Here is a 16,095-nt window from a genome sequence, read left to right as displayed (position 1 = left end):
CTCGTGTGAAGCAGTCCGGCCTTCGCCCGATCACGCGGGGAGCCCTGACTTGCTGGCAGGGGTAAGCCCCACCGTGCCCGCATCCTCGGTCGTATCCGGGCTGGCATGCGGAGCCCTACGGACTGACCGGACTGCATCGCCTGGAACTCCCAGCGTCGGTGAGGGCGGGCGCTGCCTGCAGGATGACCAGTGGTGGCCCTGCCGCCGGTTCCGAGGATTGTTTTCAAGATCGCGTGCCCGAGCTTGTGGCTGCGGAATTGCGGGTCGATCCACAGAGTGGAGAGCACCAGCAGGTCCCCGCCCATTTCCATAACGGCACTGGTCGCTAAGTCGGGCCGGTCCGTGGTCAGCAGGCCGCTGTCCGCTTTCCTTCAGTGGCACTGTAGCCTCGGGGTAAGAACAGCTTGGGGGAGCGAATGACCAGGAACTACGGAACGCGGTCCGGCCGGAGAGGGTGGACCGTGGCGATCGTCATCATCGTGGGCGCCCTCATCGCGGTACCCGCCGCCGCTGTCGGGCACTTCATGACCGGCCAGGCCGTTGGCCGGGTCACCGTGGTCACAGACGCCGACGGAAGAGAGCGCACCGTGTACTGGCGCGAGTATCCCGGCATCGCAGGAGTCGATCCCCAAAAGGTTCTCCAGGGTCCCGCGCCCGAGGTGGGGTACGCAGCCGGGCAGGACATGATCGCGGCGGTCAGGGCTGCCCTCACGGCGGAGCTCGGGCTGGGATGGACGCCGCCAACGGATGGACGGGACGATGTCGACCCGTTTGCCGACCGGATCCAGAATTACTTCGGAGGCAAATCACTCCTGACTGCCGTGAACGCTCCTCCCTCGCAGAGCACCAGCGTGCCCCGGGCCTGGGCGGACAAGCAGCGCGCGTTGGAAATCATCGGGACGGTCATCGCCAGGCACGGGTACTCGGCGCCTGCCATCGACACCTTCGACCAGTGGACTGATGAGCAGCGCGTGAGCGACCTTGGCGGCTCAACGCCTAAGGCACAGGTGATCGTGTCCGGGATGGCTCAGGGGCCCGCCGGCCAGTGGCTGTCGTTCACCTTCCAGGACCTTTCGAAGGACATTACGGGCCGCTTCAAGGAACGCCTCGCCCATCCTTCCCGGCCTGACTCGCAGCTGGACACTTTGAGCCTGAGTTATGGCGCTAACGGGCTCCTGCGGGACGCGGACCGGGAGAAGTTTAAGGAGCGGCTTGTACCCTTCGCCGGCCTGACGCCTCCGGCGCCACTGGAAACCTAGAGAGCAGCCGCTGGAGCCAGCCCGGCCACTACAAGCCCACACCAGCAGTGCGGACGCACCTGACACGCCCGGGATATTCACACACTTCGGCAAAATTGGTGCAAAACAAAACCCCGCCTTCACCGGCCGCTAAGCCTGTGAAGACGGGGTTTCTGTTGGTGCACCCCCGGGACTCGAACCCGGAACCCATTGATTAAGAGTCAATTGCTCTGCCAGTTGAGCTAGAGGTGCAGCTGTTGTTTTCGTTCATCGGGGGCTTTTTGTTTCCCTCGTTGTTCTCCGCAACGACATGAAACTCTACACGAGATTTGGTGGAGTGTGAAATCGGCGGGGGCGGCGGGCCTGGCCTCAGCCGGGGAGGTCCAAAACCAGCACGAAATCAGGGTTTTGGTTGTTGCTGAGAACCCACAAGCGGCCATCAGGAGCCAGTGAAACGTCCCGGATCCGGCCATAGGTCCGTGTGAAATAGCCCACAGGGTTGGCGGCGGATTCTCCGCGAAGCGGCACGGTCCAGACACGCTGCCCGCGGAGGGCGCCCAGGTACGCCGTGTTCCCGACGATTTCCAGCCCGCTGGGGGAGGAGTCTGCCGTTGACGGCCAGACGACCTTGGCGTCGAGGAAACCGGTCCGGCCCGGAGCGCCGGTAACCTCGGGCCAGCCGTAATTGCCGCCGGGCAGAATCAGGTTGAGCTCGTCGTCGACCGTGGGTCCGAATTCGCTGGACCAGAGCCGGCCGGCACTGTCCCATGCCAGTCCCTGGACGTTCCGGTGCCCGAAGCTGTAGACAGGGTTGTCTCCGAACGGGTTTCCCGGCGCCGGACGCCCCTCGGGGGTGAGCCGCAGGATCTTGCCGCCCAGCGCCTTCGGATCCTGCGGTTGCTCACGGCGTTGCGAATCGCCGGTCCCCACATAGAGGTACCCGTCCGGGCCGAAGCGGATCCTGCCGCCGTTGTGCGTGGAGGCTTTCGGGATCCCGGTGAAGATGACTTCGGCGGCGCCGAGCTGCATCCCGCTTCCGCTTTGGTCTACCCGCAGGCGCGCGATCCGGTTGTCCTGGGCAGCCGTGAAGTAGGCGTACAGGTAGCGGTCGGCGGCGAAGTTCGGGGAGAGGGCCAGTCCCAGCAGACCACCTTCGCCGCCGGGAACGACGTCGGGCACCTTGCCCAGCGTCCCGGCCGTGCCGGAACCGGCGCTGACGGTTCTCAGCAGGGCGCTGTCGCGTTCGGAAATGATGGCCGTGCCATCGGGCAGAAACACCGTGGACCATGGCACCTGCAGCCCTGCGTCGATCCGGGCGGCGACGGTCGGCGGACCTGCGGGGGCAGGCGCCGGGCTGTCGCCGGCAGGGCTCGTGCCTGCCGGTGTGCTGGCTGCCGGGACGTAGGGCGGCGGTCCGCTGTCTCCGCCGGCGGTGCAGGCGGAAAGAATGCCGGCAGAGAGGAGGATCGCAACGGCGGCCGCCGGTGCCCTCAAGACGTGCCTTGCAGCCATCGTCGTTTCTGTTTCCCCGCCTCTGCGGCCCGCACCGGTCCGGGTACCGGCGCTACAGCCGGGAGCGGCGGGGCGGCCGGAAACCGGCAGCTTCCGCGTGGGCTATTGACACGAACCAGACCTCGGCCACGGTCTCGTCGTAGGACGGGCTGCTTTCGTCGTGATAGATCATCGAGGAGGCATTGCCCTTGACGGTAAAGCCCTCGGGACCGCTGCCGTCGGCCGCGGGTGCCGCCGATCCCTCACCGTAGGGCTGGTCCTGGGCGAGGTGGCCGGACGGCTCCGTAGTGTGGGCCGCGAATCCCTCGGTGACGGCCGACGACGACGCCGACTGCAGCGTTTCAGCCTCCGTCAGGGGTTCCCGGGGTTCCCGGGGTTCCCGGGGTGCCGCGGGAGCAGCGGTCTCTTCCTTGAGGGCCGCAGCCTCTTCCTCCAGAACCGCAGCCTCTTCCTCCAGAACCGCAGCCTCGGCAGCGGCGGATTCCGCGCCGGGAAGGGTGGGGGCGTGCGTATCCGTGTATTCGCGATGATGCACGGGTGCGTTTTCGGCCGCGGGAGCATCCGCCCCTGCCGGTGTCGTGCGCCCGCCTTCAGTGGCATGCGCTCCGTGCGAGGGTTCGTGGTGGGCGGCGGCGTGCGGCTCGGCCGGTGCGGTTTCCGACCACTGGGTTTCCCACTCGGCCGGGGACTGGGCGGCGCCCCGCTCCTCTGGGGCGGTGCCCCGCTCCTCCGGTGTGGTTCTGGGCGCCACCGGCTCGGCGTTGCCGAATCCTGCGGCGGACGGTATGCCGGTGGTCCCGGCAGCCGCGGCCGACGCCGCGGCGCTACCGCCGGAGAGCGCGCCGTCGTGGGTTCCCCTGCTCGGCGGTGCCAGCGGCGACACGTCCGCGTCCGTCCCCGTGCCGGCGACGGTCCCCGCCCCGGTTTCCGTCCCCGCCCTGGCGTCCGAAGGGCCGGCTCCGCTACGGGAGTTTCGGTTCAACAGCCACCAGACGATGGCGACAATCGCCACGATGACGATGAGCCAGATAATCCAATCCATAGCAGAGCCCTTCTGTCCATAAGGCAAGGTTGCCGTTGCTTGACGGTACGTCCGCCCCGCGGCGGCTGTCCAGCCTCCCGGCGCCCGCCCTGTAGCCTCTCATCATGGATTTCAAGAGACTGCGGATTCTCCGGGAGCTCGCCGACCGCGGCACCGTCGGGGCCACCGCAGAAGCCATGAATGTGACGCCCTCAGCCGTCTCCCAGCAACTCAAAACCCTGCAGGAGGAACTGGGCGTTGTTCTGGTGGAGAAGTCCGGCAGAAGAGTGCGCCTGACCGAGGCGGGGCTGGCCATGGCCGCGGCCGCAGCCGAGGTGTCCACCGCCATGGCCCGCGCCGAGTCCACGATTGACACCTACCGGCTGGGGTGGCAGACGCACGTCAAGGCCGCCTTCTTCCCCAGCGCCGCGGAGATGTTCCTGCCCGGACTGCTGCACCGGGTCAAGGCGATCGACGGGCTGCACTTCGAGGCCCACTTCGAGGATCCGAACGTCGCCGGGTTCGCGGCGCTCACCGCCGACTATGACATCGTCCTGGCCCACAGTGTCGACGGGCCGGAGGTCTTCGCCCGGCTGGGCCTCGTCGTGGAGCCGTTGCTGGACGAACCGCTCGACGTCGCCATGCCGGCGGGCCATGTCCTCGCCGGCAAGGACACGCTCGGCGCCCAGGATGTGATCGGTTATCCCTGGATGGGCGTGCCCGAGGGCTTCCCCTTCGACACGGTCCTCCGGCAAATCGAGGTGCAGGCTGATTCGCCGGCGGTCCGCGCCCAGCTCTACCCCGATCTGCGCGTCCTGGAAGCGCTGGTCAGCGCCGGCCACGGGCTCAGCCTGCTGCCCCGCTACACCGCACTGAAGAACCAGGGCCGGGGCTTCGTTCTCCGCCCGCTCGCCGGCGTCAAGGCGAGCCGCAGCATCGTGGCCCTGGCACGCCCCGACGTCGCTGCCCGGACCACCATCCAGCAGGTGCTCTCGCTGCTGAAGGCGGAGGCGCGGGCCGTCGCGGAGGCCCCCGAACTGCTGGGCGCAGCCCGCCTCAGCTGACCCTCCGGCGGGGGCGCATTCCATCAGGCGAGACGATAGTCCACTATTTGATCGAAATATTCCCGGTTTTCGGCTTAATGCTCCCGTCCGGGTCGCTGCCCTCCCCGGGGGAGCCCTAGACTTTGAGCCATGAGTGAGGAAACCCAAACAGCGACAGACACCAAACCGGACATCAAACCCCGCAGCCGGGTCGTTACCGACGGAATCCACGCCGCGCCGGCGCGCGGGATGTTCCGGGCGGTCGGCATGGGCGATGACGACTTCGCCAAACCCCAGATCGGCGTCGCCAGTTCGTGGAATGAAATCACTCCCTGCAACCTTTCCCTTAACCGGCTCGCCCAGGGCGCCAAGGAAGGCGTCCACGCCGGCGGCGGATTCCCAATGCAGTTCGGGACCATCTCGGTTTCCGACGGCATCTCGATGGGCCACGAGGGCATGCACTTCTCCCTCGTTTCCCGTGAAGTGATCGCCGACTCCGTTGAGACCGTGATGCAGGCCGAGCGGATCGACGGTTCCGTGCTGCTGGCCGGTTGCGACAAATCGCTCCCCGGCATGCTGATGGCGGCGGCCCGGCTGGACCTGGCCAGCGTCTTCCTCTACGCCGGCTCGATCATGCCCGGCTGGGTCAAGCTCGAGGACGGCTCCGAAAAGGAAGTCACCCTGATCGATGCCTTCGAGGCCGTGGGCGCGTGCGCCGCCGGCAAGATGAGCCTCGGCGACCTTGACCGCATCGAACGCGCCATCTGCCCGGGCGAAGGCGCCTGCGGCGGCATGTACACGGCCAACACCATGGCCTGCATCGGCGAGGCCATGGGCATGTCCCTGCCGGGCTCGGCCGCCCCGCCCTCCGCGGACCGCCGGCGCGACGAGTTCGCCCGAAAGTCCGGCGAAGCCGTCGTCAACCTGCTGCGCCTCGGCATCACGTCCCGCGACATCATGACAAAGAAGGCGTTTGAAAACGCCATCGCCGTCACCATGGCCTTCGGCGGTTCCACCAACGCCGTGCTCCACCTGCTCGCCATCGCCCGTGAGGCCGAGGTCGAGCTGACCCTGGATGACTTCAACCGGATCGGCGACAAGATCCCGCACCTGGGCGACCTGAAGCCGTTCGGCCGCTACGTCATGACCGACGTCGACAAGATCGGCGGCGTTCCGGTCATCATGAAGGCACTGCTCGACGCCGGCCTGCTGCACGGGGACTGCCTCACCGTGACGGGCAAGACCGTCGCCGAGAACCTGTCCGCGATCAACCCGCCGGACCTGGACGGCAAGATCCTGCGCGCGCTGGACAACCCGATCCACAAGACCGGTGGCATCACCATCCTGCACGGCAGCATGGCGCCCGAGGGCGCCGTCGTGAAGAGCGCCGGTTTCGACGCCGACGTCTTCGAGGGCAGCGCACGTGTCTTCGAACGCGAACAGGGCGCCCTCGACGCGCTGGACCGGGGCGAAATCCACAAGGGCGACGTCGTCGTCATCCGCTACGAAGGCCCCAAGGGCGGCCCCGGCATGCGCGAGATGCTTGCCATCACCGGCGCCATCAAGGGTGCGGGCCTCGGCAAGGACGTGCTGCTGCTGACCGACGGACGCTTCTCCGGCGGAACCACCGGCCTGTGCATCGGCCACGTCGCCCCCGAAGCGGTCGACGGCGGCCCCATCGCCTTCGTCCAGGACGGCGACCGCATCCGCGTCGACATGGCGGCCCGCACGTTCGACCTCCTGGTCGACGAGGCGGAGCTCGAAGGACGCAAGGAGGGCTGGGAGCCGCTGCCGGCCAAGTTCACCAAGGGTGTGCTGGCCAAGTACGCCAAGCTCGTCCACAGCGCGTCCACCGGCGCCTACTGCGGGTGATTCCTACCCTGCGGGCACGGCGCGGGCGCCGTGCCCGCAGGGGCCCTCGGAATCCCCCTTATTAAGCCCTGCCGCCTAAGCGGCTTGGGCTCCGGGGAGCTAAGAGGATCAGTGGGTGGACAATGATGTCCAGATAGTGAGACACGGGCCGGGCTCGTTGACACCCGTCTCACTAAGAGGGAAAACTGAACGCATGACCGAGATCGTTACCAGCCGCGCTGCTGCAGATGCAGCCGTCGTCGTCCTTACCAAGCGCGTGGCTCCATAGCCCGACTGGTAACGAACCGTCACGCGCAACCCCTCGAAGAGCCGCCAGGCTGAGGGGTTTTTTTATTTCCGCACCACCAGCACCGCCCGCACCACGTAAGACCAGCATTCCCATGATCACAGAAGATCACCCCAGCAGATCCCCCAAAGGAAGAGTCCGATGAGCAAAGGATCGCCGATCAGCCCCTCGCTGATGGCCACGAAGTCCGCTGGAGCCCCCAAGGCTCCGGATCGCGTCGAACGTCCGGCTGACGCCGCCGTCGACATTGCTGCCGTCTCTCCTGTCCTTGGGCCGAACAACGTCGTACCCCCGACGGTGATGACCGGCTCGCAAGCAATTGTCCGCTCGCTCGAAGAACTCGGCGTGGACGATATTTTTGGTTTGCCCGGTGGCGCGATCCTGCCCACCTATGACCCCTTGATGGCTTCCCGAATGAACCACGTTCTGGTCCGTCACGAACAGGGAGCCGGCCACGCCGCGCAAGGCTACGCCATGGTCACCGGACGGGTGGGCGTGTGCATCGCCACCTCGGGCCCGGGTGCCACCAACCTCGTTACCGCCATCATGGACGCCCACATGGATTCCGTGCCGCTCGTGGCCATCACCGGCCAGGTCTCCAGCGGAGTGATCGGCACGGACGCGTTCCAGGAGGCGGACATCGTCGGCATCACCATGCCGATCACGAAGCACTCCTTCCTGGTCACGGACCCCAACGACATCCCGCACGTCATGGCCGAGGCCTTCCATCTTGCCTCGACCGGCCGCCCGGGCCCCGTGCTGGTGGATGTCGCCAAGGACGCCCAGCAGGGGCAGATGACCTTCTCCTGGCCGCCCAAGATCGACCTCCCCGGCTACCGTCCGGTGCTCCGCGGCCACAGCAAGCAGGTCCGCGAGGCCGCCCGGCTCATCGCGGCGGCCAGCAAGCCCGTGCTGTACGTGGGCGGCGGAGTCGTCAAGGCCCACGCCGCCGCGGAACTGCGCGAGCTTGCCGAGCTCTCCGGCGCTCCGGTGGTCACCACGCTGATGGCCCGCGGCGTCTTCCCGGACTCGCACCCGCAGCACGTCGGCATGCCTGGCATGCACGGCACCGTCTCGGCGGTCACGGCCCTGCAGCAGTCCGACCTGCTGATCACTCTCGGAGCGCGCTTCGATGACCGGGTGACCGGCATCCTGAAGTCCTTTGCCCCGAACGCCAAGGTCATCCACGCCGACATCGACCCGGCGGAAATCTCCAAGAACCGCACGGCCGACGTCCCGATCGTGGGCTCGGTCAAGGAGATCATCCCGGAACTCACCGAGGCCGTGCGCCTTCAGTTCGAGGCCTCCGGCACCCCGGACCTGACCACCTGGTGGGCCTTCCTGAACAATCTCAAGGAAACCTACCCGCTGGGCTGGACGGAACCCGAGGACGGCCTCAGCGCCCCGCAGCGCGTGATCGAACGCATCGGCGCCCTCACCGGCCCCGAAGGCGTGTACGTCGCGGGCGTGGGCCAGCACCAGATGTGGGCTTCGCAGTTCATCAAATACGAACGCCCGCACGCCTGGCTCAACTCCGGCGGAGCCGGCACCATGGGCTACGCCGTTCCGGCGGCCATGGGCGCCAAGGTCGGCGCCCCGGACCGGGTGGTCTGGGCGATCGACGGTGACGGCTGCTTCCAGATGACCAACCAGGAGCTGGCCACCTGCGCGATCAACAAGATCCCGATCAAGGTCGCCATCATCAACAACTCCTCGCTGGGCATGGTGCGGCAGTGGCAGACGCTGTTCTACGAGGGCCGGTATTCCAACACGGACCTCAACACCGGCCACGACACCGTCCGGATCCCGGACTTCGTCAAGCTCGCTGACGCCTACGGCTGCGCCGCGTTCCGCTGCGAACGCGACGAGGACATCGACGCCACCATCCAGAAGGCCCTGGCCATCAACGACCGCCCCGTGGTCATTGATTTCGTCGTGAGCCCCAACTCCATGGTGTGGCCGATGGTCCCCGCCGGAGTCAGCAACGACCAGATCCAGGTTGCCCGCAACATGACCCCGGAATGGGAAGAGGAGGACTGAACATGACCCGCCACACACTGTCCGTTCTGGTCGAAGACAAACCCGGTGTACTGACCCGCGTCGCCAGCCTCTTCGCCCGCCGCGCGTTCAACATCAATTCCCTGGCCGTCGGCCCCACGGAGGTCCCGGGCATGTCCCGGATGACCGTCGTCGTCGACGCCGACGGCGAGCTGATCGAGCAGGTCACGAAGCAGCTGAACAAGCTGATCAACGTGATCAAGATCGTTGAGCTCACCCCAGAATCTTCCGTACAGCGCGACCACATCCTGGTCAAGGTACGTGCGGATGCCGCAACACGCCTGCAGGTTACCCAGGCTGCAGACCTGTTCCGCGCTTCAGTGGTCGACGTCTCCACAGAGTCGGTCGTCATTGAGGCAACGGGCCACCCCGAAAAGCTCACGGCACTTCTCTCAGTGCTTGAGCCGTTCGGCATCCGCGAAATCGTGCAGTCCGGCACCTTGGCCGTCGGGCGGGGATCCCGCTCCATGAGTGACAGGGCCCTGCGCAGCGCGTAGGGCATCACGCACCACCTCCAGACAAACCAACACAAGAATCCACTTCAAAGGAGACACCCCAGTGACTGAAATGTTCTACGACGACGACGCCGACCTGTCGATCATCCAGGGCCGCACCGTCGCCGTCATCGGTTACGGCTCCCAGGGCCACGCCCACGCCCTCAGCCTGCGCGATTCCGGTGTTGACGTCCGCGTCGGCCTCAAGGCCGACTCGAAGTCCCGCGCCAAGGCCGAGGCCGAGGGCCTGCGCGTCCTCGACGTCGCCGCCGCCGTCGCCGAAGCCGACCTCATCATGGTCCTCACCCCGGACCAGGTCCAGCGCCACGTGTACGCCGAGGACATCGCCCCGAACCTGCAGCCCGGCGACGCCCTGTTCTTCGGACACGGCTTCAACATCCGCTACGGCTACATCCAGCCCCCGGCCGACGTCGACGTCGCCCTTGTTGCCCCCAAGGGCCCGGGCCACATTGTCCGCCGCGAGTTCGAAGCCGGCCGCGGCGTTCCGGATCTGATCGCCGTCGAGCAGAACCCGTCCGGCAAGGCCAAGGAACTGGCCCTGTCCTACGCCAAGGCCATCGGCGGCACCCGTGCGGGCGTCATCGAGACCACGTTCACCGAAGAAACCGAAACCGACCTCTTCGGCGAGCAGGCAGTCCTTTGCGGCGGCGCCTCGCAGCTGATCCAGTACGGCTTCGAGACCCTCACCGAGGCCGGCTACAAGCCCGAGGTTGCCTACTTCGAGGTGCTGCACGAGCTCAAGCTCATCGTCGACCTCATGGTCGAAGGCGGCATCGCCAAGCAGCGCTGGTCCGTCTCGGACACCGCCGAGTACGGCGACTACGTCTCCGGCCCGCGCGTCATCACCCCCGAGGTGAAGGAAAACATGAAGGCCGTCCTCAAGGACATCCAGGACGGCACCTTCGCCAAGCGCTTCATCGAGGACCAGGACGCCGGCGCCCCCGAGTTCAAGGCTCTCCGCCAGAAGGGTGAAGACCACCCGATCGAGGCCACCGGCCGCGAGCTGCGGAAGCTGTTCTCCTGGATCAAGAACGAAGACGACTACACCGAAGGCTCAGTGGCCCGCTAGGCACCGACCGGCAGGGAAGCCGGACACCATACCTGGGGTCCGGCTTCCCTGCGTTTCTGCACCAGACGTTTCACCAAAATCCCTGCCTGTTATACAAGAGAGTTAAAGAGGTCACCGGTGACAAGCACCAAACCTGTAGTACTCCTCGCTGAGGAACTTTCGCCCGCCACGATCGAGGCCCTTGGCCCGGACTTCGAAATCCGGCAGACCGACGGCGCCGACCGTTCCCAGCTGCTCTCTGCGATCGCCGACGTCGATGCGATCCTCGTCCGCTCCGCCACCCAGCTGGACGCCGAGGCCATCGCCGCCGCCAAAAACCTCAAGGTCATCGCCCGCGCCGGCGTCGGGCTCGACAACGTCGACATCAAGGCCGCCACCCAGGCCGGCGTCATGGTGGTCAACGCGCCGACCTCCAACATCGTCTCCGCCGCCGAACTCACCGTCGGCCACATCCTCAGCCTCGCCCGGCACATCCCGCAGGCCAGCGCCGCCCTCAAGGACGGCGAATGGAAGCGCTCCAAGTACACCGGCATCGAACTGTTCGAGAAGAAGGTCGGCATCATCGGCCTGGGCCGGATCGGCGCCCTCGTCGCCGCCCGCCTGAAGGGCTTTGACACCAAGATCCTCGCGTACGACCCCTACATCACCTCCGCCCGCGCCGCACAGCTCGGCGTGCAGCTGGTGACCCTGGACGAACTGCTCGCGCAGTCGGACTTCATCACCATCCACATGCCCAAGACGCCGGAGACCGTCGGCATGCTCGGCGCCGACGCCTTCAAGAAAATGAAGGACACGGCCTACGTCGTCAACGTCGCCCGCGGCGGCCTCGTCGACGAGGAAGCCCTCTACGCGGCCCTTGAAGCCGGCGACATCGCCGGAGCCGGCGTCGACGTCTTCGTCAAGGAGCCCAGCACCGACCTGCCGTTCTTCAAGATGGACAACGTCGTGGTGACCCCGCACCTCGGCGCCTCCACCGACGAGGCGCAGGAGAAGGCCGGCGTCTCGGTGGCCAAGTCCGTGCGCCTGGCCCTGGCCGGCGAACTGGTGCCCGACGCCGTCAACGTCGCCGGCGGTGTCATCGCCCCGGACGTCCGCCCCGGTATCCCGTTGATCGAGAAGCTGGGCCGCATTTTCACGGCCCTGACCCACGCCTCGCTCACCCAGTTCGACGTCGAGGTCGCCGGCGAAATCTCCTCGCTCGACGTCAAGGTGCTCGAACTCGCCGCTCTCAAGGGCATCTTCGCCGATGTGGTGACGGAGCAGGTCTCCTACGTCAACGCCCCGGTGATCGCCGAACAGCGCGGGATCAACGTCCGCCTCATCACGACGCCGGACACGGAGTCCTACCGCAACGTCCTGACGCTGCGCGGCGCCCTCAGCGACGGCAGCCAGATCTCCGTGGCCGGTACCCTGACCGGGCCCAAGCAGATCCAGAAACTGGTCGGCGTCAACGGCTACGAGGTGGAAATCCCGATCAGCGAACACCTCGTGGTGGTCGCCTACACCGACCGCCCCGGCGTGATCGGCACCATCGGCCACATCCTCGGCATGAACAACATCAACATCGCCGGCATGCAGGTTGCCCGCCAGACGGAAGGCGGCCAGGTGCTGGCCCTCCTGACCATCGACAGCTCCGTTCCGCAGCAGGTCCTTGACGCGATCAAGGCCGGAATCGGCGCTGACATGGTGCGCGAGGTCGATCTCGAGGACTGAGGTCCTCCGTTCGGGCGCCGGCGGCGGGTTGGACCGCCACCGGCGTCCGCGAAGGCATGGCCGGTCTGCGTACAATGGCTAGGTCCGATTTTTCGGATCCGGCCGGCAGTCCGGCCTTTACTTTTTGCACACCCGGCAGGGGACGCCTTCAATTCCGCACGGAATGAACTGCGGTGTGCGCACGCAATCCAGCTTTCAGGAGCCCAATGAACGCCGTCCAGAGGTTCATCAGAAGCCGAGTGCTTCTGCTGACCGCGTCCATTTTGATCGTGGCCATGTGCCTTTCGGTCCTCGTCCAGGGGCAGTCGCAGGCTGCGCTGAACCGGACGGTTGACCAGAACTCCCGAGGCCTTTACGACGTGCTCGTCCAGGCCAAGGCCGATGACAACGGCGGGCTGATGCAGCCCGAAATCGCCACCGGCCAGGGCGGCGTCAGCTTCGAGCAGCTGGACTCCATCCGCAAGCTGTCCGGCACGTCCGTGGCGGCCCCGATCAGCCTGGTCTCACGCGTGACCCAGAACCTGGAGTCCCCGCGCCTGGAAGCCACCGACTACCTCGGCTTCAACGCCGGACTGGCCGGCACCGCCGGAGATCCGACCGCCACAGACCCGAGCAAGTGGCCCGCCGCCGAGTCGGTCCTGTCCGACACCGCCAAGAAGTACCGCCTGACCGCCAGCGCCGTCAGCTCGGACGGGCAGTCGGAGCAGACACTGTTCAAGACGATGGCCGAAGGTTCCCTCGGCAAGGCCAAGCTCGTCGAAGAGCAGGTAGCAGGCGGCAGCAACGTCCGGATCGAGGGACCGGCGGGGGAGACCGGCATCAAGTTCCCGGCCCCGGCCGGAGGATCCGAGCACAACCTCTTCAACCTCTCGGTATCGCTGCCGCAGGCGCCGCAGGTGACCGAATCCGTCGTCGCCGTCGACCCCGTCTCCGAACGCGCCCTGCTCGGTACCGCGGGTGACTTCCTGGCCCCGCTGGAAAAGGCCCCGCCGGCGGACGCCCGCAACGCGGGAGCAATCGGGCGCCACTTCGAAAGCCTCTTCACCACCGGCATCGGCATGGACGAACTGAAGGAAGGCCCCGATTTCCTCGGCGTCAAGCTCAAATACTGGGCGCCGCTGATGACCCAGTACCAGCAGGCGAAGCGCAGCGGCCAGCTGACCGCCGACTCCCAGGCCATCCCGTTGATCGTCCGCTCCGGCACCACGCTTGACCTGAAGTACTCGGTCAAGATCGAGGAGATCGACGCGTCCGGCAACGTCACCAAGGACGTTGGCACCGTGACCCGATCGCTGGACAAGGACTACCTCCCGTTCGTCTCCAAATCCCCGTTCTCGCTGGCCTGGCCGGGCTCAACCGACCTGACGCAGCTGATGGGCGACACCGGCAGCTTCAGCCAGGGCCTCTACAACCCGGCCACCTGGAGCACCAACTTCGCTTCCGCCCCCAAATACACCGACGGCGATACTGCCGGCAACGGGGCCGTGGACAAGACCGCCAACCCGGGCGAATGGGTCACCGTGAACCGTCTTCCGGAGAAGGCAGCCAACGGCGACGCCGTCGACCAGACGCAGCGCGAACCGGTTGACGAACGGTCCTACCGGGAGAACCTCGAGACCGGCAAGAAGCTTGCCACGCCACTCGCCATGGTCTACGGCACCTTCGACGCGGACCAGGTCAAGGAGGCCGCCGGCGATGTCAACCGGCTGCCCCTGGGCGGCTACGATCCGACGCCGTTCACCCTGGCCAAGGACGCCGCGGGCAAGGACGTGCAGAACATCGAACTCAAGCCGTCCCTGAGCGCCACCGGCCTGGCCAGCCAGTCCGCCGGCGCCATCACCGACTACTACGGCCTGGCCGCCGCCCGCGGCTTCGAAGCGAACGCCAACGTGATCGATGCGGTGCGGGTCCGGGCGAAGGTGCCCGGCAGCTGGAAAGAGGCACAGCCCGAGGTCGAAAAGCTGGCCAACGAAATCCGTGACATGGGCCTGCAGGCCACCGTCGTCGCCGGTTCCGCCCGCGAGGACGCCAGCATCTTCGTTCCCGGATATTCCAAGGACGACGCCGGCAAGGAGTCCCCGCTCGGCAGCGTGCAGCAGTCCTGGGTCCGCCAGGACGCCGCCGACGCCGTGTCCGGATCGCTGACCGGCACCAACCTGACCCTGCTGTTCATCACCCTCTGCGGTGCGGCGCTTCTGACCGGTGCCTCGACCGTCAGCTACGTCCGCAAACGCCGCACCGAGGCCGGAATCCTCCGCGCCATGGGCTGGACCCAGCGCAGGATCCGTTCCTGGGTGCTGGCCGAGTTCGGCGTGGGCGCGGCCCTGCTGGCCGTCGCCGGCACCGTCCTCAGCCTGATCAGCTGGAACCTGGCAACAGCCATCGTCTCGGCCTCTGTCGTGGCGCTCTACGTGGGAGCGGCTTTCTTCGCCGCCCAGCAGCTGCGGCACCGTGAGGTCATCGACCAGGAACCGCAGCACGACGAACGCCTCATCGCCGTGGACTCGCCGCTCACCTTTGCCAACCGGCAGCTGAGCACCAACAAGTTCAACTCGATCTCGCTGGCCGTCGCGGTCGGCGTCTTCGGGGCGGCGGCCGGCGGACTGACAGCGCTGCTGATCGACATCCCTCGCGCCGCCGGAGCCAGCGCGCTGAGCGGGCTGGCCGCGGCCAGCATCGCCCTGCCGAGCATCGTCCTGGGAATCTCGGGCGTGGCCGTCGGACTGCTGCTGACCATGGTCACCGGCCGGTTCGAGCTGCAGGCCAAGCGCCAGTACCTCGGCACTCTGCAGGCGATGGGCTGGAACCCCGACATGCTCGGCCAGGTCCGGTTCTTCGAAAACGCCATGGTGGGTGCGGTCGCACTGCCGCTGGGCGTTGTCGGCGCCCTCGGCGTCGGGCTCCTCCTCGCCCCCTATGCCGCGCTCTGGGCCGCTGTCGCCGGGCTCGTGGCTGTACTCTGCTGGATTCCCATTGCAACGAAAGTGGTCCGATGAACAACGATCTGAACCTTGACCGGGCGGCTCACGACCGAATGACGGAGAGCACCCGCCGGGGCGCCCACCAGACCCGCGCCAACACGATCGTGAAGGCAGCAGACCACGCCACGCCGTTGGAACTGAGCAACATCACCATCCACTACGGTGGCGGCAAGGGCGGGGCCGAAGCCGTCAACGTGGTGGACGACTTCAACATGACGCTGCATGCCGGTGAGATGCACTGCATTGCCGGCCGCAGCGGCTCAGGCAAGACCAGCATCCTGACCGTCGGCGCGGGCCTGACCCTGCCGACGTCGGGCCGGGTCTTCTGGGAAGGTGACTCGCTCGAAAGCATGGGCGACGACGAGATCGCCGACCGCCGTCGGGCCCTGATCGGTTACGTCGACCAGGGCGGTGCCCTGATTGACGGGATGAGCGCCCTGGAGAACGTCCTGCTCCCGGCCGTTCCCGACGGCGAAGTGGACAAGCGCCGCGACATGGCCAAGGACCTGCTGGACCTCGTGGGACTGGGCCGGCGGATGCGCCACCGCCCGGCGCAGCTCTCCGGCGGTGAGCGCCAGCGCGTGGCGATCGCCCGGGCGCTGATCCTGGGCACCCGCGTGCTCGTGGTGGACGAACCGACGGCCAGCCTGGACCGCTCCGCGGCCAACCGCATCATCAGCATCCTCAAGGACACCACCTCGGACGGCATTGCCGTGCTCGTGGCTTCACATGACCACGAACTTGTCCGCCAGAGCGATACCTTGACGGAACTGATCTAGGTTTAAAC

The 16,095-nt window shown here is 66.9% G+C and carries 11 protein-coding genes and 1 tRNA gene; 9 read left to right on the top strand and 3 right to left on the bottom strand.

What is annotated here, in order from left to right:
• Positions 1-416 precede the first annotated feature (416 nt).
• Positions 417-1,259 (top strand): hypothetical protein, encoded by an 843-nt coding sequence (locus OM977_RS12855; protein ID WP_264354333.1) that lies wholly within the window; start codon positions 417-419, stop codon positions 1,257-1,259.
• A gap of 156 nt (positions 1,260-1,415) precedes the next feature.
• Here OM977_RS12855 and OM977_RS12850 read toward each other — a convergent pair.
• From OM977_RS12850 to OM977_RS12840, 3 genes are all read right to left on the bottom strand, one after another.
• Positions 1,416-1,490: transfer RNA gene (locus OM977_RS12850), tRNA-Lys, on the bottom strand.
• 117 nt (positions 1,491-1,607) lie between these two features.
• Positions 1,608-2,750: a PQQ-dependent sugar dehydrogenase gene (locus OM977_RS12845; RefSeq protein WP_264354332.1), complete on the bottom strand. Its 1,143-nt coding sequence runs from the start codon at positions 2,748-2,750 to the stop codon at positions 1,608-1,610.
• Positions 2,751-2,802: 52 nt separating this feature from the next.
• On the bottom strand, positions 2,803-3,792 hold the full coding sequence (locus OM977_RS12840) for a sunset domain-containing protein (RefSeq protein ID WP_264354331.1): 990 nt from the start codon (positions 3,790-3,792) through the stop codon (positions 2,803-2,805).
• A gap of 104 nt (positions 3,793-3,896) precedes the next feature.
• Here OM977_RS12840 and OM977_RS12835 point away from each other — a divergent pair, with 104 nt between their 5' ends.
• The 8 genes from OM977_RS12835 (at position 3,897) to OM977_RS12800 (ending at position 16,087) form a co-directional block, all read left to right on the top strand.
• The gene (locus tag OM977_RS12835; protein ID WP_264354330.1) at positions 3,897-4,835 is read left to right on the top strand and encodes a LysR family transcriptional regulator; all 939 of its coding nucleotides are present in this window, start codon (positions 3,897-3,899) and stop codon (positions 4,833-4,835) included.
• Positions 4,836-4,964: 129 nt separating this feature from the next.
• Positions 4,965-6,686 (top strand): dihydroxy-acid dehydratase, encoded by a 1,722-nt coding sequence (ilvD, locus tag OM977_RS12830; RefSeq protein WP_264354329.1) that lies wholly within the window; start codon positions 4,965-4,967, stop codon positions 6,684-6,686.
• Between the two features lie 427 nt (positions 6,687-7,113).
• Positions 7,114-9,012, top strand: coding sequence for an acetolactate synthase large subunit (locus OM977_RS12825; protein ID WP_264354328.1), 1,899 nt, complete (start codon positions 7,114-7,116; stop codon positions 9,010-9,012).
• 2 nt (positions 9,013-9,014) lie between these two features.
• Entirely contained in the window at positions 9,015-9,527 is a 513-nt protein-coding gene (gene ilvN, locus OM977_RS12820) for an acetolactate synthase small subunit (RefSeq protein WP_264354327.1), read from the top strand.
• Between the two features lie 61 nt (positions 9,528-9,588).
• Positions 9,589-10,614, top strand: coding sequence for a ketol-acid reductoisomerase (ilvC, locus tag OM977_RS12815; RefSeq protein WP_264354326.1), 1,026 nt, complete (start codon positions 9,589-9,591; stop codon positions 10,612-10,614).
• A 117-nt stretch (positions 10,615-10,731) separates the two neighbouring features.
• Positions 10,732-12,327 (top strand): phosphoglycerate dehydrogenase, encoded by a 1,596-nt coding sequence (gene serA, locus OM977_RS12810; RefSeq protein WP_264354325.1) that lies wholly within the window; start codon positions 10,732-10,734, stop codon positions 12,325-12,327.
• Positions 12,328-12,533: 206 nt separating this feature from the next.
• Positions 12,534-15,323, top strand: a complete 2,790-nt coding sequence (locus tag OM977_RS12805) for an ABC transporter permease (protein ID WP_264354324.1) — start codon at positions 12,534-12,536, stop codon at positions 15,321-15,323.
• Positions 15,320-16,087, top strand: a complete 768-nt coding sequence (locus OM977_RS12800; RefSeq protein ID WP_442960648.1) for an ABC transporter ATP-binding protein — start codon at positions 15,320-15,322, stop codon at positions 16,085-16,087. The genes OM977_RS12805 and OM977_RS12800 overlap by 4 nt, the downstream gene beginning before the upstream one ends.
• The last annotated feature ends 8 nt before the right edge of the window (positions 16,088-16,095 follow it).

Source organism: Pseudarthrobacter sp. MM222 (genome assembly GCF_947090775.1).
In the GTDB taxonomy this organism is placed as follows: Bacteria; Actinomycetota; Actinomycetes; order Actinomycetales; family Micrococcaceae; genus Arthrobacter.
Note: the sequence above shows the minus strand (reverse complement) of the source record. Positions and strands in the feature narration are given on the sequence as shown.